Source organism: Streptomyces corchorusii (assembly GCF_001514055.1).
In the GTDB taxonomy this organism is placed as follows: Bacteria; Actinomycetota; Actinomycetes; order Streptomycetales; family Streptomycetaceae; genus Streptomyces; species Streptomyces olivaceoviridis.
Genome location: NZ_KQ948354.1, coordinates 338,773 through 358,375, shown reverse-complemented (window position 1 = coordinate 358,375; position 19,603 = coordinate 338,773). Strand labels below are relative to the sequence as shown.

Genomic DNA, 19,603 nt, shown 5'->3' with positions numbered 1-19,603 from the left:
CCATGAGCGACGCCTTCGAGGTGCAGGGCCTGAGCGTCAGCCGGCTCGCCGAGGAGTTCGGCACCCCGCTGTACGTGTACGACGGCGCGGAGATCACCGGCCGCTTCCGGGACCTGCGCGCGCGCCTGCACCCCGCCCTGGAGGTCTTCTACTCCCTGAAGGCCAACCCCAACATCTCCGTGTGCGCCCTGCTGCACCGCAGCGGCGCCCGCGCCGAGGTGTCCTCGCTCACCGAGCTGGTCACCGCCCGGCGTGCCGGGGTGGCCCCGCACGACATCATCTTCCTCGGCCCCGGCAAGAGCGCCGCCGAGCTGGCCGCCTGCCTGGACGCGGACATCCACGCCATCGTCTGCGAGAACCTGGACGAACTCGCGCTCATCGACCGGGCGGCCCGCGAGCGGGGCGTCACCGCGCGGGTGATGCTGCGCGTCAACCCGGCCTTCTCCGTGAAGGGTTCGGGCCTGACGATGGGCGGCAAGCCCCGCCAGTTCGGCATGGACGAGGAGCAGCTCCTCGCCGCGGGCCCCGGCCTCGCCGCCCGGTACGACGCCGTACGCCTCATGGGCGTCCAGGTGTACCTGGGCACGCGCATCCTCGGCGAGGACATCGTCGTGGACAACACCCGGCGCATCCTCGACCTCGCCGAGCGGCTCGCGCAGCGGATCGGCTTCCCGCTCCAGACCGTGGACGTCGGCGGCGGCCTCGGCATCGCCTACTTCGACAACGAGAAGGACCTGGACGTCGCCGAGCTGACCACCCGGCTCAACCCGGTCGTGGAGGCCTTCCGCACCCGGCACCCCGACACCCGCATGATCATGGAGCTGGGCCGGTTCCTGGTCGCCGCGTCCGGCACCTACGTCACCCGGGTCCGCTACACGAAGACCTCGATGGGCGAGAACTTCGCGGTCACCGACGGCGGCACCAACCACCACATGGCGGCGGTCGGCATCGGCTCGTACGTCAAGCGCAACTTCCCGATGGCCGCGCTGGAACGGCTGGACGAGCAGCCCACCGACCCGTGGAACATCACCGGGCCGCTGTGCACCCCGAACGACGTCATCGGCAAGAAGGTGCCCATGCCGCCGCTGCGCGCCGGCGACCTGATCGGCGTGCAGCGCTCCGGCGCCTACGGCCCGACCGCCTCGCCGGTGCACTTCCTCAGCCACGGCTACCCGGCCGAGGTCCTCGTCCTGGACGGCACCGCCCATCTGATCCGGGAACGCGACGACAGCGAGGCGATGCTCGCCCGCCAGCGGCTCTACGACGCCGGTCCCGGCGCCCACTGAACTCCCCACCACCACAAGGAGAACGACATGACCGAGAACACCCTCACCGAGCGCGGCCGGTACCTGGACGCCGTCCGGCAGGGCCTGACCGAGGTGCTGAACAAGGACGTCACCGGCGCCGAGGAGGGCGTCCGGCTCTTCGACGAGCTGGGCCTGGACTCCAGCAGCGCGCTCGAACTGCTCATCACCATCGAGGAGATCCTCGACGTGCAGTTCGACGCCGAGGAACTGGAGATGACGCACTTCGAGACGGTCGGTTCGCTCGCCGACTTCGTGGCGGCGGAAGCGGGCGCCTGAGCATGTTCCGCGCGACCGCGCCGGTACGGCCTCCGGCCCCGGCGACCGGTGCCGCGGGCGGTATGCCGCGGCTGCTGCGGGCCGGCCGGTACGCGCCCGCCGGGCCCGGCACGCCGTACGTGCCGGCCGCCGACCGGGAGGAGTTCTTCCGGCAGCTCGGCGCCCCGCACGGGATGCCGTTCGACCGTGCCGGGTTCGCCGCCGCGCCCCGCCGCACCTCCGTGGAGCTGGCCCGGGGCGCGCTCGCCGGACTGGGGCCGCTGTCCGCCGAGGAGGCACCCGAGGTGGCCGTGGTGGCCTCGGCCGCCCCGGACTTCGAGCACGCCGAGCTGGTCGGGTCCTGTGTGCAGGGCATGCTGCCCGGCGAGCCGCTGACGTTCGGCGTGTCCGACCAGGGCATGCTGGCCCCCTTCAGCGCGCTGCGGGTGGCGCTGGAGTACGCCCGGCGCCAAGCCTTCCGGCGGCTGCTGGTGCTGGCCGTCGACCAGAGCAGCCAGCCGTTCGCGCTGCCGGCGGACCATCCCGCGGCCGTCCGCGCGGACGTGGCGGTGGCGCTGCTGTTCGAGTGGGGCGGCGGCGCGGACCCGGTGCACGGCGTGGGGCAGCGGCCCTGGCCGGCGCCCGGGGCCGCGGTGCCGTGGGACGCGGAGCTGCCGCTGGTGGCGGGCGCCGGGGTGCGCACCGCCGTGCCGGGGGTGTGGCCCTGGGCGACCTGGGCCGGCACCGGGCAGCCGGCCACGGCGGTGTGGTCGGTGCTGGCCGGCCTCGCGGGCGGCGGACCGGCCCGGGTGGTCGTGGCCGAGCACGATCCGCAACGCGCGGTGCTGGCGCACTGCACGCTCGACCTCGGGGTGCCGGGGCGGACGACGACGGGGGAGTGAGACGACGATGACGGTTCCGCCCGAGGTGCGGGAGCACGGCGAGCAGGCCCGGACGAGCGCGCGCACGGACGGCCTGGTCCCCGCGCTGACCCTGCTGGTCCGCGCCCTGTCCCCGAAGGTGCCGCCCCGCGGCCCGCGCGGTCACGCGGTGCTGCCGAGGGAACTCCTGGAGGAGTTCGCGGCGGAGGAGGCGGCCACGCGGGAGGGCGCGCGCCCGGAGGCGGCAAGCCCCGCCGGAACGAACGGTGCCGACGACTCGGGACCGCTCCCGGGGCTCGCCGTGCTGCGGCCCGTGCCCGGCCGGGCGGCCGAGGCCGCCCCGCCCGCATGGGGGTGGGCCCTGGCCTGGCTGCGGCTCGGCATGTCCGAGCGGCTGCGGGACGCCTGCCTGGCGCACCTGGCGGCCCGGCAGAGCGAGGGCACCTCGCTGCTGATGCAGCAGATGGTGAAGGGCACGCTCGCCGACGTCCTGCTGGAACACCTGGAGATCGAGGGCGTCCTCGACGACCTCGCCACCGGCCGGACCGGGCCCCTCGGCCCGCTGCGGCCCGCCGACGACGAGCGGCACCTCGCCGGTCTCCAGGAGCAGATCACCCGCGTCGACCGCGCGCTGCTGCGGCTGCTCGGCGCCCACGGCTTCACCGCGGAGGGCCCGGGCGCCGCCGCCCACGCCTCCGAACTGCTCGCCGACGCCTACGGCACGGCCGGCCCCGGCACCGCACGGGAGGACGCGTGATCAGCCTGCCCGCCTCGCTGGCCACGGCACACCGGGAGGTGAGCCGCTGGGCCGACGACCTCCGGCAGGGCGCCCTGGAGCTGGACCGGGACCCGGACGCCATCCACCGCCACCTGGACCTGCCCGCCGTGCGGTTCCTCGCCGGCCACCAGGTGCCGGCCGACTGGGACCGGGAGAGCGCGGCCCCCGGCAGCGGGCCCGCGCACGGGCTGGCCACCCTGGAGCGGGTGCTGGTGAGCGAGGAACTGGCCCGCGGCGACGCCGGGATGATGCTGGCGTCACCGGGTGCGTCGATGTGCGGGGTGCTGCTCGGCGTGCTGGGCTCCCCCGAGCAGCGCGCGTGGGTCCACGGCCGGCTCGCCGAGCGTCCCCGCTGGACCTGCTTCGCGCTGACCGAGCCCGAACGGGGCTCGGCCATCGGCGAGATGACGAGCACCCTCACCCCGGTGGGCGACGGCTCGTACGTCCTGGACGGCGAGAAGCGCTACGTCGGCAACGCCGCCCGCGCCGACCTGGGCGCCGTCTTCGCCCGGGTCGCGGGCACCGAGCGGCTGGGCGTGCTGGCGGTGCTGGTCGACACCTCCGACCCCGGCTTCCACGCCGAGCCGCTGCCCACGGTTGGGCTGCGCGGCGCCCAGCTCACCCGGATCCGGTTCGACGGGGTGCGGGTGCCGGCCGAGCGGGTGCTGGGCACGCATCTGCCGCCGACCCGGCGCGGCATGTGGAGCATCGTGCACGTCTTCAACCGGCTTAGGCCGAGCGTCGCCGCCATCGCCCTCGGCATCGCGCGGGCCGCCCACGACTACGTCGGCGAGCACCGGCTGTCGTTGCGCGGTCCGGAGCGGGAGGCGTACGAGGAGCTGGGCCGGCGGATCGACGCGGCCCGGTCGCTGACGTACCGGGCGGCCCTCGCGGTCGACCGCAGGCCCTCCGCCGGCCATCTGGCGTCGGCGGCGAAGGCCAGGGCCTGCGAGGTCGCCGAGGAGGTCACGCTGCGCGCCCTGGGCTTCTTCGGCCCCGGCGCCCGCATCGACCATCCGCTGCTCGACAAATGGGCCCGGGACGCCCGGGGCGTGGAGTTCATGGAAGGCACCCGGAACATCCAGAGACTCAACCTGTTCCAGGGGCTCCACACCGGAAAGGTGGGCCGGAACTGACCATGCCGGAACTGACCATGCCGGAACTGACCATGCCGGAACCGGTGAACCCGGAACCGGCCGGGGGCACACCGGTATCCGCGTCCGGTGCCGACGAGGTGGAGATCTGGCGGATTCCGCTGGACTCCTGGCCGGATCCGGAAGGATATCCGCCGGAACTTGAGGACATCCTGGACGACGCCGAGAAGGAACGCGCCCGGCGGGGCACGGAACCGGGAATGCGGCGGCGTTTCGTCATCGCGCACGCCGCCCTGCGGATCATCCTCGGGGAACGGCTGGGCCGGGCCCCGGAATCGGTGCGCCTCACCCGGGGCCGCTGGGGAAAGCCGCGGCTCGCGCAGGGCGACGGGCCGCACTTCAGCCTGTCCCACTCCGGTGAACTGGCCCTGCTCGCCCTCGCGCCGCGGCCGGTGGGCGTCGACGTGGAACGGCCGCGTGCCGGACTGGACCCGGCGCGCCTGGCCGAGCGGTTCTTCCCGGCCGAGGAGAGCGCCTGGGTGGCACGCGACGGCCGGCGTGCCTTCGCCCGGTTGTGGACGAGGAAAGAGGCGTGCGTCAAAGCGGCCGGCGGACGGCTCGCCCAGGGAATGGCGCTGCCCGTGGGACGGTTCTCCGGGCAGGCCGCCGTCCGCGATCCCACGGGATCTCTTCCCGGGACCTGGCGCGTGCAGGACGTACCGCTCACCGGTGCGTATGCGGGGGCCGTCGCCCTGCTCGGCGACGGTCCCTTTTCCGTTTCACTCCGGATGTGGTATCACATCCCGCCGGAACAATCCGGCTCCGTGTGGAACACGTTGGGTGTCAAGTAGAAGAAACTCCCCCCACATCGGAGTACTTGTACCCGTGATCGCGCTCCGGGCCCTCACTAGTTTTCTGTCAGTGAGGAGCGCGCCAATGTACCGGGCGGTGCCCACACCCCGGCCGTTTCCCGTGATCCGGGTATTTCTTTCCAGGAGGGGAGAGCAGACGTGGCAGGCAGGAACCTGATCACCAGGGCCGCCCGGTGGAGCGCCGTCCACCCGTGGTGGGCGATGACGCTCTGGGTGGTGTTCGTGCTCGGTGCCCTGGCGGTCGGCGGTATGACGGGGACCCGGTCCGCCACCGACTCGGATCTGGCCATCGGGCAGTCCGGGCGGGCCGCCGCCCTGGCGCGCAGCGGCGGCCTGGAGAGCCGCGCGGTGGAGAACATCCTGGTCACGCCCTACCGGGGCAGCCTGGACAAGGCTGCCGCCGAGCGCGCCTCGGGCGAGGCCGTCAGCGCCCTGAAGGGCGTCGAGGGCGTCGCCGCCGTCGGCCGGCCCGTCTTCGCCCCGGACGGGTCGGCGCTGCTCGTGCCCGTGACCCTGGCCGGTGACCCCGAGACCGCGGCCGACCGGGTGGGGCCGCTGCTCCAGAAGGTGGCGAAGGTCCGCGACGCGCACACCGACGTACGCGTCGAACTCGTCGGCGCCGGCTCCATCAAGGCGGGCCTGAACGACATGCTCGACCGGGACCTGGGCAAGGCCACCGTGCTGAGCCTGCCGGTGACGCTGGTCGTGATGGTGTTCGTGTTCGGGGCGATCGTCGCCGCCAGCGTCCCGGTGCTGCTCGGCATCTCCTCGGTGCTCGCCGGGCTCGGCCTGTGGGGCGTGGCCTCGCAGCTGGTGCCCGACCCCGGTCCGGTGACCCACATCATCGTCCTGATGGGCATGGCCATCGGCGTCGACTACTCGCTCTTCTACCTCAAACGGCAGCGCGAGGAACGGGCGTTGGGCGCCGACCACATCGACGCCATCGAGATCGCCGCCGCCACCTCCGGGCACTCGGTGATGATCTCGGGCCTGGTCGTGATGGCGTCCATGGGCGCGCTCTACCTCGCCGGGCACATCGCCTTCGAGTCGATGGCCACGGGCGCGGTGCTGGTGGTGGCCATCGCGATGCTCGCCTCGCTGACCGTGCTGCCGGCCATGCTCTCCAAGTTCGGCCGCTACCTGGACAAGCCGCGGGTGCCGCTGGTGTGGCGGCTCACCCAGAAGGGCGGCGTCAAGCCGCGGCTGTGGTCGGCGATGCTGAAGCCGGCCCTGCGCCACCCGGCGCTGGCGCTGGTCCTCTCCGTCGGCGCGCTGCTCGCCCTGTCCGTGCCCGCCCTGGACCTGCGGCTGAAGGCCACCGGCATCGACGACCTGCCCCGGTCGATCCCCGCGATGCAGGCCAACGAGCGGCTGACGCGGTCCTTCCCGAGCCAGGCGGACACGCACACGGTCGTCGTCCGGGTGCCCGCGGGGCACCGCGCGGAGCTGGCCGAGGGGATCGACGCGCTCGTCACGCGCGTCGGGCACGACGGTCTGTTCGTGCACACCCCGGCCCCCGAGGTGCGCACCTCGCGGGACGGGCGGGTGGCGACGATCGCCGTCGGCACGCGCTTCGACAGCAGTTCGCGGCAGGCGCAGGAGTCCCTGTTCCGGCTGCGCGACGACATCGCCCCGGCCACGGTGGGCCGGATCGAGGGCGCCCGGTACGCGGTGGGCGGCAGCGACGTCGCCTACGACGTGGACTACCGGGCGAACGTCGTCGACAAGATGCCCTGGGTGCTGCTGGTGGCGCTGGTGTTCACCTTCCTGGTGATGGCGGCGGCGTTCCGCTCGCTGATGCTGGCCGCGATCACCGTGGTGCTGAACGTGCTGTCCGCCGTGGCCTCCTTCGGGGTGCTCGCGCTGATCTTCCAGCGGACCTGGGCGGAGGGTCTGCTGGGCTTCGAGTCGACCGGACGGGTGGTGGCCTGGCTGCCGTTGCTGCTGTTCGTGATCCTGCTGGGGCTGTCGATGGACTACCACGTGTTCGTGATCAGCCGGATCAGGGAGGCGGCGCGCGGCGGGCTCGGCATCCGGGAGGCGGTGGAGCAGGGCATCACCCGCACGGCCGGCGTGGTGACGAGCGCGGCCGTGGTGATGGTCTGCGTGTTCGCCCTGCTGGCCTCGCTCAACTTCATCGAGATGAAGCAGCTGGGCGTGGGCATGGCCTGCGCGGTGCTGCTGGACGCCACGCTCATCCGGATCGTCGTCCTGCCGTCGGTGGTGACGCTGCTCGGCTGGAAGACCTGGTGGCCCTCGCGCCTGGCCCGCCAGGACGAGACACGGCCGGTGCGCGTTCCGGCCACGGTGGCGGGGCGGGCCACGGTGTCGTGAGGCCGGGCGCTCGGCGGTGAGCGCCACGGCCCGGGACGGCCGGGGAGACGGGTGACTCCGTCTCCCCGGCCGTTTCACGTGGTCCGGGCCGGGCTCGCCTGTGAATTCCGGCGGTGGAGTTCTTTGTCTGCGACTTCGGTTGCCAGGGCGCTACACTCGGTCCCGCGTTCGACGGAAACAAGCCGACCAAGTGTTTCCGGCGGACGCTGACGGGGGAAGCGGGGCGATCACGGGGAGTGGCCCTTATGCACGGTGACGACGGCCTGCCGTCGACTCGTTGGCAGTATCAGCTCACCCAGGTGGAGTCGCTCTCGGAGCGCGAGAGGCAGGTCTTCTCGTTGCTCGGAGCGGGGTTATCGAATCGCGCGATCGCGGTCAGGTTGCGTGTGACGGAACGCACGGTGAAGGCCCATGTGGCGAGCATCCTGGCGAAGCTGAAAGTGGAATCCCGTCTTCAGGTGGGTCTCGTGGCACAGGCTCACCTGCTCATGTACGAAGGTACAGTGCCTAACCGGCCAGATATGACTGATAATTGATCAGTTCTGACTCTCGGACGTTTCCCTGTGTCGGGCGCCGCTGATTGCGCCCACCCACGGTTCCGTGGCCGCCCCGTGGGTCGCGAGGTGGGGGCTTGTGACCGGTTTTTATGAGTAGGGACGGGAATTTGGTGCACATCTCCATATTGGGTCCGCTGCTGATCGGGGATGGTCAAAGAACCATCGGCGTGCGGGCGAAGAAGATTCGCGTGATGCTGACCATGCTCGCGCTGAATCCTGGTCAAGTCGTCGGTTTCGATGAACTGATCGACGAACTCTGGGGCGAGGCCCCGCTGAAGAACACGCGGAACGCCTTGCAGGCGAATGTGCGGCGCATGCGGAAGTCGCTGGCCGAACTCGGCTTCCCGGACGGGGAGGAGGGGCTGATCCGCACCGTCGACAACGGCTACATGCTCGACGTGCCGCAGGAGGCCCTCGACGCCTACCGCTTCCTGCGGCTGGCCGAACAGGGCGCCACCCTGGTCGCCCGGGAGCCGCACGAGTCCGTCCGGCTGCTGCGGGAATCCCTCGCCATGTGGCGCGGGCCCGCCCTGCTCGACGTGAGCGACGGACCGCGCTGCCGGGCCGTGGCCCTGCGGCTGGACGAACAGCGCAAGACCGCGCGGGAGGATCTGATCCAGGCGCAACTGCAGGCCGGCGAGGCGGGGGTCGTCGTTGCCGAGCTGAAGCAGCTCCTGGCGCAGTATCCCGAACGGGAGCGGTTCAGCGAGCAGTTGATGATCGCGCTCTACCGGTGCGGACGCCAGTCCGAGGCCGTCGACATCTTCCACCGCACCCGCAAGTGGCTCGACGACGAACTGGGCCTCAAGCCGAGCAAGCGGCTGCACACCCTGTACCAGGCGATCCTGATGCAGGACCCCTCGCTGCTGTGACCGGACGAGCGGTGATCGGCTGAACGGACGGACGGAGCGCCGGCGCCACCCAGGCCGCCGGCGCTTTCCCGTGCCCGCGTTCACGCCTCCCGCAGCGCGCTGTCGGTGAGCGCGCCGATCTGCCGTACCGCCGCACCGCCCAGCATCTCCTCGTGTCCGCACGCGACCTCGTGCACGGTGAGCGGGCCGTCCACGTACGGCCGCCAACGCGCCGCCAGTTCGCCGGTGGGAGCCGGCTGCCCGTGCGTCGCCACGAGCAGCGTCAGCGGACCGGCGAACCGTCCGGGGGTGAACCCCCGCGCGATGTCGGTGTGGTGGCGCATCACCGTCATCAGCCGGTCCAGGTCCCGGTCCGCGACCGTCGTGCCGCGTGCGTGGTGGGCGAGGAAGGCCGACCGGATCTCCTCGTCGGTGGGGTTCGGATCGCCGGGCGCCACCGGGAAGGCGTCGAGGGCCGCCAGGAACGCCACCCGCTCGCCCGCCGCCTGGAGCAGGACGGCCATCTCGTGCGCGACCAGCCCGCCGAACGACCAGCCCAGCAGGTGGTAGGGCCCGTGCGGCCGGACCCGCCGCACCCGTTCCACATACGTCGCCGCCAGCTCCCGCACGTTTGCCGGCCGGTCCCAGGCGCCCGGCTGCGCCGCGACACCGTCGGACTGGAGCGCGTACACCGGCCGGTCCGGGTCGAGACGCGCGGCCAGCTCCGCGAACGGCAGCCCGAAGCCGACCCCGCCGTGCACGCAGAACAACGGCGCGGCCGTGCCCTGCGGCCGGATCTCCAGCAGCGGTACGGCGACCGCCTCCCGGGCCCCGGCCGGGGTCGCGGCCGCCGCCAGGGCCGCCACCGTGCGGTGCGCGAAGACATCGGACAGGGCGAGCGTCAGCCCGGCCTTGGCGGCCCGGCCGACCACCTCCACCGACCGCAGACTGTCCCCGCCCAGCGCGAAGAAGTCCCCGTCGGCACCGACCTCGTCCAGCCCCAGCACCTCGCAGAACACCTCCGCGAGCGCCCGCTCGGCCGGGGTGCGCGGGGCCCGCCCGGTGGCCGCGGGCGCCGGGGCGCCGGGCGCGGGCAGGGCCCGGACGTCGAGCTTGCCGTTCGCGGTCAGCGGCAGCGCGGGCAGCGACACCAGCGCGGTGGGCACCATGTGCGAGGGCAGCGACTCGGCGAGGTACGCGCTCAGCACGGGCACGTCGACGGCGGCCACGCCCGCTACCGGCACCACGTACCCGGTCAGCCGGCCGCCGCCGTCCGCCGGGGTCAGCACCACGGCGGCCTGCGCGATCACCGGGTGCCGGGTGAGCGCGGCCTCGATCTCCCCCGGCTCGATCCGGAAGCCGCGCAGCTTGATCTGCTGGTCGGCGCGGCCCACGTAGTCCAGCTCGCCGTCCGCGCGCCGGCGCACCAGGTCCCCGGTGCGGTACATGCGGGTGCCGGGCGGCCCGTAGGGGTCGGCGACGAACCGTTCCGCCGTGGTGGCCGGGCGGCCCCGGTAGCCCAGGGCCAGACCCGCGCCCGCGATGTAGAGCTCGCCGGTGATCCCGTCCGGCACCGGCGCGAGAGCCGTGTCCAGGACGTACACCCGGACGTTGGGCAGGGGCCGGCCGATCGGCGGCCGGCCGCCGTCCGGGGCGAGCGGGGCGCTGAGGGTGGCGGCCACCGTGATCTCGGTCGGGCCGTAGGCGTTGCGCAGCGTCACGCGGGCCGCCGTGCGCTCCACCACGGCGGGCGGGCAGGCCTCGCCGCCGACCATCAGGCACAGGTCCGCGGGCAGGGCGGCCGGGTCCGGGAAGCGGCCGACGACGGTCGGCGGCAGCAGCGCGTGGGTGATCCGCTCCTCGCTGAGCAGGCCGGCGAGCAGCGGAGCGGACAGCCGGCTCTCGGCGGTGGCCGGCACCAGGGTGCCGCCGGAGAACAGCGAGGCGGCCAGCTCCCACACGGTCGCGTCGAAACTGAACGAGGCGAACTGGAGCACCCGGGTGTCCGGCCCGGTCCCCAGCTCCTCCCGGTGGTGGGCGACCAGGTGGGCCGCGCCCGCGTGCGGCACCGCCACCCCCTTGGGCCGGCCGGTCGACCCGGACGTGTAGATGACGTACGCGGTGTCCCGCGCCGACAGCGGGCGCGTCCGCTCGGCGTCGGTGACGTCGGCGCCGGACAGGCCGGCGACGAGGTCCGTGGTGGCCGGGTCGTCCAGCACCACCCGGGCCGTGCCGTCCGGCACCCGGCCGGCGGACTCCCGGACGGTGAGGACGGCGGCCGGGGCCGCGTCGCCGAGCATGTACGCGATGCGCTCGGCCGGGTAGTCCGGGTCGACGGGCAGATAGGCCGCGCCGGTCTTCAGCACCGCCAGCAGCGCCGTCACGGTGAGCGGGGAGCGGGGCAGGATCAGCGCGACCACGGCACCCGGGCCGGCCCCGTGGCCGAGCAGCAGCCGGGCGAGCCGGTTGGCGTCCGCGTTCAGCCGCCCGTACGACACCTCCGCCCCGCCGGGCACCGCCAGCGCCGCGCGGTCCGGTGCCGCCGCCGCGTGCGCCTCGAACAGCGCCGGGAGCGTCGCCTTTGGGCGGGGCCGGGACGGGCCGTGCCCCGCGGCCAGCGAGGCGCGGCGCTCGTCCGGGGTGAGCAGGGCGAGGGCGCCGATCGGCGCGCCCGGGGTGCGGGCCGCGTCGGCGAGGAGCACGGCCAGGGCACCGGCGAGGCGGTCCGCCGTGGCCCCGGTGAACAGGTCCGTGCTGTACTCCAGGCGGATGTCGAGCCCGGCGGGGCCGCCGTCGGCGCCACGGCGCTCCGTCACCTCGAAGGCCAGGTCGAACTTGGCCGTGCGGGAGGGCACCGGCTCCACGGTGGCCGTCAGTTCCGGCAGCGCGGGCAGCGGGTCGTCGCCCGGGGTGACCGAGAGCACCACCTGCACCAGCGGGTGCCGGGCCAGCGACCGCTGCGGCTTCAGCTCGTCGACGAGATGCTCGAACGGCAGCTCGGCGTGCGCGTACGCCGTCAGGTCCGTCTCCCGCACCCGCTCCAGCAGCGCCGCGAACGACGGGTCGCCGGAGGTGTCGGTGCGCAGCACCAGCGTGTTGACGAAGCAGCCGACCAGGTCGCGCACCGCCTCGTCGGTCCGCCCGGCGACCGGGCTGCCCAGCGGGATGTCGGTGCCCGCGCCGAGCCGGGTCAGGACGGCCGCGAGACCCGCCTGGACGGCCATGAACAGGCTTGCACCGGCGTCCCGGGCCAGCTCGGCGAGCCGGGCGTGGGCGTCGGCGGGCAGCGTACGGGTGACCGCGGCGCCGCGCTGCGAGGACCGGGCCGGCCGGGGGAAGTCGGCCGGCAGCTCCAGCTCCTGCGGCATGCCCGCCAACGCCTTCGTCCAGTGCCCGAGTTCGGCGGACAGCAGACTGTCCGGGTCGTCCTTGGCGCCGAGCAGCGCGCGCTGCCAGCGGGCGTGGTCGGCGTACCGCACGGGCAGCGGCGGCCAGTTCGGGGCGCGACCGGCCCGACGGGCCGCGTAGGCGGTGGTGAGGTCGCGGGCGAGCGGCCCGAACGACCACCCGTCGGCGGCTATGTGATGAAGCGTCAGGGCCAGTACGTGCGTGTCGTCGCCGAGCGCGAACAGGCGAGAGCGCACCGGGATCCGGGCGGCCAGGTCGAACGGCTCGGCCGCCTCGGCGGCCAGCGCCCCGGCCAGGGCGTCCTCGTCCGGCACCGGTACGACCTCAAGGCGGGCGTCCGCCTCCTCCGGGGCGAGCACCAGCGGCGCCGCCCCGGCGCCGGCCGCCACGAACAGCGTGCGCAGCGTCTCGTGCCGGGCGACCACATCGGCCACCGCCGCGCCCAGCGCCCCCGTGTCGAGCGGGCCGGACAGCCGTACCGCCAGCGGGATGTTGTAGCCGGCCCCCGCGCCCATCCGGTCCAGGAACCACAGGCGCTCCTGCGCGTACGACAGGACGTCCGGCGCCTCCGGGCGCGCCGCCGCGCGCAGCGCGGGCCGGACCGGCGGCGAGGTCCCGTCCGGCTCCCCGGCCAGGGCGCGTGCCAGCGCCTCGGCCGAGCGGGCGTCGAACAGGGTGCGCAGCGGGACCTCCGTGCCCAGTTCGGCCCGCAGCCGGTTGACGACCCGGATCGCGGACAGCGAGTGGCCGCCGAGCGCGAAGAAGTCGTCGTCGGCCCCCACCCGGTCCAGACCCAGCACCTCGGCGAAGACCGCGCACAGCAGTTCCTCGCGCGCTCCGGACGGCGGCCGGCCCGTGCCCGCCCGCCGCTCGGCCGGGGCGGGCAGTGCCTTGCGGTCGACCTTGCCGTTGGGCGTCAGCGGCAGCTCGTCCAGGAAGACGTACACGGCAGGGACCATGTGCGTGGGCAACACCGCGGACGCGCGCTCCCGCAGCCGGTCGCGGTCGGTCCCTGCCGGTACGACATGGGCGACCAGGCGGGTGTCCCCGCTCCGGTCGGTGCGGGCGGTGACGACCGCCCGCTCGACGCCGGGCTGTGCTCCCAGCACGGATTCGATCTCGCCGAGCTCGATGCGGTGCCCGCGGATCTTCACCTGGTGGTCGGTGCGGCCCCCGTACTCCAGGGCCGTGCCGTCCGGCGACCAGCGCACCACGTCCCCGGTGCGGTACATGCGGGTGCCGGGCGGCCCGAACGGATCGGCCGTGAACCGCTCGGCGGTCAGGCCCGGACGGCCCAGGTAGCCGCGGGCGAGACCGGCGCCGGCGAGGTACAGCTCGCCGAAGCAGCCGTCGGGCACCGGGCGCAGCGCCGCGTCCAGGACGTAGGCCCGGGTGTTGGCGATGGGGCGGCCGATGGGCGGCGGGCCGGACGGCACCGGGGGCAGGGGCGCCGCCGTCGACCAGATCGTCGTCTCCGTCGGGCCGTACACATTGGTGACCGACGCGCAGTGCGCGGTCAGCGACCGGGCCAGGGGTTCGGGCAGCGCCTCGCCGCCGACGAGGGCCCGCAGGCCGGCGAGGGCCTGGGCGTGCGAGCCGGCGAGGGCCTGCCACAGGCTCGGCGTGGCCTGGAGCAGGGTGGCACCGCAGTCCCCGATCAGCGTCGCCAGGGCGGCCGGGTCGCGGACCGTCTCCCGGTCGGCGACGACCAGTTCGGCGCCCGCCGCGAGCGGCACGAACAGCTCCAGGTTGGCGATGTCGAACCCGAACGTCGTCACCGCGAGGAACCGGTCCGCCGCCGTCACCGCACAGCGCCGGCCCATGTCCGCGACGAGGTTCACGAGCGCGCCGTGCGGAACGACGACACCCTTCGGCCGGCCGGTCGAGCCGGAGGTGTGGATGACGTAGGCCGGGTGGTCGGCATGGGGAGGGAGGGGCGCGGTGTCCGCGGGGCCGGCGGGAGAGGCGGGGGGAGGGGGAGTGGCCGGGGCCGGGGCCGCGGGGGGCGCCGGGTGTGCGGCCGGTGCGGTGGTGGCTGACGGCGGTGGGGTGGCCGGGAGGGGGGCGGGGGGTGTCTCGGGGCTCGACCGGTGGGCCGGGAGGGCGGGCAGTGGGTCCTCGTCCAGCACCCACAAGGGCCCCGTGAGCGGCGTGCCCATCGTGTCCAGCAAGGGGCGGATCCGGTGGTGGGTGAGGGTGACCACCGGCGTGGCGTCCGCCAGCATGAGGCGCAGGCGCTCCGCCGGGTGGTCCGGGTCGAGCGGCAGGTAGGCCGCGCCCGCCTTCAGCACGGCCAGCGCCGCCACCACCAGATCGGCCGACCGGTCCAGGGCCAGCCCGACCAGCCGCTCCGGACCGGCGCCCGCCGCCCGCAGCGCCGCCGCCAGCCGGTCCGCCCGCTCGTGCAGCTCCCGGTACGTCAGCCGCTCGGTGCCGCAGCGCAGCGCCGGGGCGTCGGGCGTGCGCGCGGCCCACCGCTCCAGCAGCGGTGCCAGCCCCGGCCCCGGCACCGGCTCCTGCGTGCGGTTGCGGTCCGTCAGGACGCGGCCCGCCTCCCCCGCGTCCAGCAGGTCCAGCCGGCCGCACGGCTCGTCCGGCCGGCGCACCGTCTCCTCCAGCAGCCGGACGAGACACCGTCCGACACGGCGCGCCTCGGCCTCCGGGACGAGCGCCGGCAGATGGTCGACGGCCAGCTCGAACGGCTCACCGGGGAACACCGTCACGGTCAGCGGGTAGTGGGTGGCGGAGCGGATGTCCACGCCGGTCACCCGGGGTCCCGACAGGGCCGGTTCGGCATCCGGCCCGCCCATCGGATAGTTCTGGAACAGCAGCACCGTGTCGAACAGCTCACCGCGCACCGCCGTCCCCTGCTGGATCTCCGCCAGCGGCAGGTGCTCGTGCGCCAGCAGCCCCGTCCGCGCCCGCTGCACCCGCTCGAACAGCTCCGCCGGGGTCAGCCGGGCGGTCACGTCGGCGCGTACCGGCAGCGTGTTGGCGAACAGGCCCACCATCCGCTCGACGTCCGGCAACTGCGCGGGCCTGCCGGAGGCGACAGTTCCGAACACCACCGTGTCCTGCCCGGTCAGCCGGGACAGCAGCAGCGCCCAGCAGCCCTGCACCACCGCGCCGACGGTCAGCCCCCGGGACCGGGCGAAGCCGGCCAGCGCGGAGGAGACCCCGGGCGGCACGTCGACGGTGATCCGCCGCGGCAGCCCGGTACTCCCGCCGGCCCCCGCGGCCGCGGCCCCGCCGGTGTCCCCGCCCCCCGGCACCAGCCGCGTCGGCTCCGTCACCCCCTCCAGGGCCCGGCGCCACGCCGTTCGGGCCGCCTCCTTGTCCTGCGTGCCCAGCCAGGCGAGGTAGGCCTGGTACGGCGGGGCCGCCGGCCGGTCCGGCAGCGTGCCGCCGTCCCGGAACCGCACGAAGGCCTCGGCGAGTTCCCGGGTGAGCGTGGCCATCGACCAGCCGTCCACCAGGATGTGGTGGACCGTCCACAGCAGCCGGGCCCGTCCGTCGTCCGCCCGCAGCAGCAGGAAGCGGTGCAGCGGTGGCCGGGCCAGGTCGAAGCGGCGCAGCCGCTCCTCGCCGGTCGCCCGGTCGAACCCGGCGGCGGGCAGCCGCCGCTCGGCCCACGGCAGCTCCACCGACCGGGGCAGCACCTGGACGGCCTCGCCGCTCTTGCGGTGCCGGAAGCACGCCGCCAGATTCGGGTACCGGTCGAGCAGCGCGCCCGAGGCGCCCCGCAGCGCCTCCGCGTCCGCGTCGGTCACGTCCGCGAGGTCGAGCACCAGTTGCAGCGCGTACACGTCCGTGGCGTCCCGGTCGTACGCGGACAGGAACAGCAGCCCCTGTTGCAGCGGCGACAGCGGGAGGACTTCACTGATGGCGGATTGCCGGTTCAAGCCGTGCTCCTCACGGAAGAGCGGGGATGAGCGCGGGAACATTTCCGGCCCGCACGATTCCAACCGGACGACGATTTCACGAGCACGCTGACGAACAACTGACCGCCAGCTGACACCTCGCGGGCGCGCCGACATGGCCGGAAACCGTCAGCAAACCGTCAGTCCACGGTCAGTGCACGTCGACAGGCTTGCCGGCGAGGCCCATTCGCCGCCGAAGGCCAGGAGTGCCAGTGCCGGTCATCACCGCGTCGCACGAATTCGATGTCAGCGACCTCTTCGTGAATCTTCAGCCGCTGTTCGGGCGCCGCCTGTTCCTGAAGATCGAGGGATTCAACTTCGCCGGATCCATCAAACTCAAGGCCGCCCGCGAGATGGTCGCCCAGGCGGAGGCCGCAGGCCGGCTCCGCCCGGGTTCCACCCTCGTGGAGTCCTCGTCCGGCAACATGGGCGTCGCGCTCGCCCTGCTCGCGGCGAGCCGCGGCTACCGCTTCCTGTGCGTGACCGACACCCGCTGCAACGCGGTGACCCGGCGCACCATGGAGTCCCTCGGCGCCGAGGTCCACGTCGTCACCGAACCGCACGAGACCGAGGGCTTCCTCGGCGCGCGGATCCGCCACGTCAAGGCACTGCTCGCCGCCGACGACTCCCGGGTGTGGCTGAACCAGTACCTCAGCCCCGGCAACTGGATGGCCCACTACCGCACCACCGCCCCCGCCATCGCCCGCCAGTTCCCCGACCTGAACGTGCTGTTCGTCGGCGCCGGCACCACCGGCACCCTGATGGGCTGCGCCCGCTGGTTCCGGGAACGCCGGCCCTCGGTGCGGGTGGTGGCCGTCGACAGCATCGGCTCCGTCACCTTCGGCGGACCGGCCGGCACCCGGCACATCCCCGGCCTCGGCACCAGCGTGCGGCCGGCGCTGCTCGACGAGAGCCTGGTCGACGCCGTGGTGCACGTGCCCGAGGCGGCCACCGTGCGGACCTGCCGGACGCTGATGCGGCACGGCTTCCCCGTCGGCGGCTCCACCGGGACCGCGGTGACCGGCGCCCTGCGCTGGCTGGAGGAGCACTACGGCGACGGGGCCGGCGGAGTCCGCGAGCAGATCACCGCGGTCACCATCTCGCCCGACCTGGGCGACCGCTACATGGAGACCGTCTACCACGACGAGTGGGTGCGCGGTGCCTTCGGCCCCGGCCCGCTGACCGGGCCGGCGGCGGACCGGGCCGGCCGGGACGGCACGGGCGAGCTCACGCCGGCCGCCGCTGCCGCCGCCGCGGACTGAACGGGCCGGCCGGGGCTGACTTCGAGAATGACGGAGAGCAAAGAGATGACGACAAACCGAGGCGCCGTCCTCCCGCTCACCGCGGCGCAGGCCGAGATCTGGTTCGACGAGCAGTTCGCCACCGGACCGCTCGGCTACAACATGGCCGACTACATCGACCTGCGCGGGCCGCTCGACACCGGGCTGCTGGAGCGGGCGCTGCACCGCCTGGGACACGAGGCCGAGGGACTGCGCGTGCAGTTCGTGGAGGAGGCCGGCGCCCCCGGCCAGATCATCCGGCCGCTCGCCCGGCTCCCGCTGCGGACACTCGACTTCAGCGGCGAACCCGACCCGCTCGGCGCCGCCGGGCGCTGGATGCGCGCCGACCACGCCGACCCGCTCCGGATCACCGACTTCCCGCTGTTCCGGGGCGCGCTGCTCACCCTCGGCCCCGAGCACCACCTGCTCTACCTGTGCATGCACCACATCCTGGCCGACGGCTTCAGCCGCGCCCTGCTCTACCCGAAGCTCGCCGCCCTCTACACGCGGCTGGCCGCCGGCGAGGACGACGCGGCCCTGGACGCCGACGCCATCCCCGCCTTCCACCGGTTGCTGGACGGCGAACGCCGCTACCTGGAGTCCCGGCACGTCGACCGAGACCGCGCCTACTGGACCGGCCGCCTCACCGCCTCCGGCGACGGCCCGGCACCCGAACTCGTCTCGCTCTCCGACCGCGACCCGGCCCCCGGCCGCAGCGCCCTGCGCCACACCACCCGGCTCGGCCCCGAGGCCACCGAGGCGCTGCGGGACCTCGCCCGGACCGGCAAGGTCACCCTGCCCGTCCTCATGGTCGGCGCCATGGCCGCCTACACCCAACGGGTCACCGGAGCCGCCGAGCCGCTGCTCACCCTCCCGGTCACCGGCCGTACCGGCGCGGTCGCCCGCGAGATCCCCGGCATGCTCGCCAACTACCTGCCGCTCGCCGTGCGCGTCCGCCCCGAACTGACGGCCCGGCAACTGCTGCGGCGGGCCTGGACCGAGGTGTCCGGCGCCCTGAAGCACCAGCGGTACCGCGGGGACCGCATCCGCCGCGACATCGGCCTGCGCACCGACGACCGGCGCGTCTTCGGCCCCTTCATCAACGTCCTCAACCAGGACCCGGCGCTGGCCTTCGGCGACTGCCCGGGCACGGTCGTCAACCTGTCCACCGGCATCGTCAACGACCTCATCGTGACCGTCCTCAACACCGTCGACGGCACGATGGAGATCCACCTCGACGGCAACCCGGAGCTGTACACCGACGCCGAACTCGCCGCCCACCTGGCCCGGTTCGAGGCGTTCCTGGCCGACCTCGCCGCGCTCCCCGCCGACCAGCCCCTCGCCCGCGTCGGCCTGCGCGCGCCCGGCGAGCCGGTCGGCCTGCTGGGCACCTGGGACCCGGAGGCCGAGCGTGCCGGGTACGAGGGCCTGGTCGAGCGGGTGCGCGCGGTGGCCGCCCGCACCCCGGACGCCGTCGCCGTCACCGACGGCACGGCCGGCGTCACCTACCGGGAGCTGCTGACCCGGGCCGCCGGTGTCGCCGCCCGTCTGACCGCCGCCGGGTTCCGTCCCGGCTCGGTGGCGGCGATGCTCGCCGACCCCGGGGTGCCGTTCGTGGCCGGTGTGCTCGGCGTACTCGCCGCGGGCGGGGCGTATCTGCCGCTGGACCCGGCGGCTCCGGCGGCCCGCAACGCGTCCCTGCTCGCCGACAGCGGCGCCCGCCACCTCCTCACCGGCGGCGCGTACGACGCCCCGGACCACCCCGGTCTGACCGCCCTGCCGCTCGCCGACCCCTCCGACACCACCCGCACCACCGAACTCCCCTGCGTCGGCGGGGGCCTGGATCTGGCGTACGTGATGTTCACGTCCGGGTCCACGGGCCGGCCGAAGGGGGCGATGGTGCAGCGCTCGGGGATGGTGAACCACCTGTGGGCCAAGGTCGGGGATCTGGAGTTGGTGGCGGGGGAGTCGGTGGTGCAGAACGCGCCGCTGACGTTCGACGTCTCGGTGTGGCAGATGCTGGCCCCGCTGCTGGTCGGTGGCACGGTGCGGGTGGCGGGGGAGCT

Annotated in this window: 12 protein-coding genes; 11 read left to right on the top strand and 1 reads right to left on the bottom strand. The window is 74.3% G+C overall.

Annotated elements, in window-relative coordinates; translation table 11 throughout:
- The first annotated feature begins 2 nt into the window (after positions 1–2).
- The 9 genes from AQJ11_RS11575 to AQJ11_RS11535 all read left to right on the top strand — a co-directional run bounded on the left by AQJ11_RS11575 (position 3) and on the right by AQJ11_RS11535 (position 8,950).
- Entirely contained in the window at positions 3–1,286 is a 1,284-nt protein-coding gene (locus tag AQJ11_RS11575) for a type III PLP-dependent enzyme (protein ID WP_059262967.1), read from the top strand.
- Positions 1,287–1,313: 27 nt separating this feature from the next.
- Positions 1,314–1,583 carry an acyl carrier protein gene (locus tag AQJ11_RS11570; protein ID WP_014674481.1) on the top strand — a complete coding sequence of 90 codons (270 nt, stop codon included), beginning with the start codon at positions 1,314–1,316 and terminating at the stop codon, positions 1,581–1,583.
- A 2-nt stretch (positions 1,584–1,585) separates the two neighbouring features.
- Positions 1,586–2,464 carry a hypothetical protein gene (locus AQJ11_RS11565; protein WP_059262966.1) on the top strand — a complete coding sequence of 293 codons (879 nt, stop codon included), beginning with the start codon at positions 1,586–1,588 and terminating at the stop codon, positions 2,462–2,464.
- Between the two features lie 7 nt (positions 2,465–2,471).
- Positions 2,472–3,200, top strand: coding sequence for a hypothetical protein (locus AQJ11_RS11560; RefSeq protein ID WP_059262965.1), 729 nt, complete (start codon positions 2,472–2,474; stop codon positions 3,198–3,200).
- A complete protein-coding gene (locus AQJ11_RS11555; protein WP_059262964.1) occupies positions 3,197–4,357 on the top strand; it encodes an acyl-CoA dehydrogenase family protein in 1,161 nt (386 codons plus the stop codon). Before AQJ11_RS11560 ends, AQJ11_RS11555 begins: the two co-directional genes overlap by 4 nt.
- Positions 4,358–4,359: 2 nt before the next feature.
- Entirely contained in the window at positions 4,360–5,166 is an 807-nt protein-coding gene (locus tag AQJ11_RS11550; protein WP_059262963.1) for a 4'-phosphopantetheinyl transferase family protein, read from the top strand.
- Positions 5,167–5,325: 159 nt separating this feature from the next.
- Positions 5,326–7,521 (top strand): MMPL family transporter, encoded by a 2,196-nt coding sequence (locus AQJ11_RS11545; RefSeq protein WP_059262962.1) that lies wholly within the window; start codon positions 5,326–5,328, stop codon positions 7,519–7,521.
- 245 nt (positions 7,522–7,766) lie between these two features.
- Positions 7,767–8,057, top strand: a complete 291-nt coding sequence (locus AQJ11_RS11540; RefSeq protein WP_051009715.1) for a helix-turn-helix domain-containing protein — start codon at positions 7,767–7,769, stop codon at positions 8,055–8,057.
- A gap of 212 nt (positions 8,058–8,269) precedes the next feature.
- Positions 8,270–8,950 (top strand): AfsR/SARP family transcriptional regulator, encoded by a 681-nt coding sequence (locus tag AQJ11_RS11535; RefSeq protein ID WP_014674488.1) that lies wholly within the window; start codon positions 8,270–8,272, stop codon positions 8,948–8,950.
- 80 nt (positions 8,951–9,030) lie between these two features.
- On the opposite strand, the gene AQJ11_RS11530 is transcribed toward AQJ11_RS11535, so the two are convergent.
- On the bottom strand, positions 9,031–16,239 hold the full coding sequence (locus AQJ11_RS11530; RefSeq protein WP_059262961.1) for an amino acid adenylation domain-containing protein: 7,209 nt from the start codon (positions 16,237–16,239) through the stop codon (positions 9,031–9,033).
- Positions 16,240–16,469: 230 nt separating this feature from the next.
- Between AQJ11_RS11530 and sbnA the strand changes: the two genes are divergently transcribed.
- Entirely contained in the window at positions 16,470–17,519 is a 1,050-nt protein-coding gene (gene sbnA, locus AQJ11_RS11525) for a 2,3-diaminopropionate biosynthesis protein SbnA (protein ID WP_059262960.1), read from the top strand.
- A 45-nt stretch (positions 17,520–17,564) separates the two neighbouring features.
- Positions 17,565–19,603, top strand: a 2,039-nt coding sequence (locus AQJ11_RS11520; RefSeq protein ID WP_159061650.1) for a condensation domain-containing protein, incomplete at its 3' end; no start/stop codon positions are given.

Bases quoted from the DNA above. Each gene is read 5' to 3' on its own strand.
- AQJ11_RS11575 (WP_059262967.1), top strand. From the start codon at position 3: ATGAGCGACGCCTTCGAGGTGCAGGGCCTGAGCGTCAGCCGGCTCGCC.
- AQJ11_RS11570 (WP_014674481.1), top strand. From the start codon at position 1,314: ATGACCGAGAACACCCTCACCGAGCGCGGCCGGTACCTGGACGCCGTC.
- AQJ11_RS11565 (WP_059262966.1), top strand. From the start codon at position 1,586: ATGTTCCGCGCGACCGCGCCGGTACGGCCTCCGGCCCCGGCGACCGGT.
- AQJ11_RS11560 (WP_059262965.1), top strand. From the start codon at position 2,472: ATGACGGTTCCGCCCGAGGTGCGGGAGCACGGCGAGCAGGCCCGGACG.
- AQJ11_RS11550 (WP_059262963.1), top strand. From the start codon at position 4,360: ATGCCGGAACTGACCATGCCGGAACTGACCATGCCGGAACCGGTGAAC.
- AQJ11_RS11540 (WP_051009715.1), top strand. From the start codon at position 7,767: ATGCACGGTGACGACGGCCTGCCGTCGACTCGTTGGCAGTATCAGCTC.
- AQJ11_RS11535 (WP_014674488.1), top strand. From the start codon at position 8,270: ATGCTGACCATGCTCGCGCTGAATCCTGGTCAAGTCGTCGGTTTCGAT.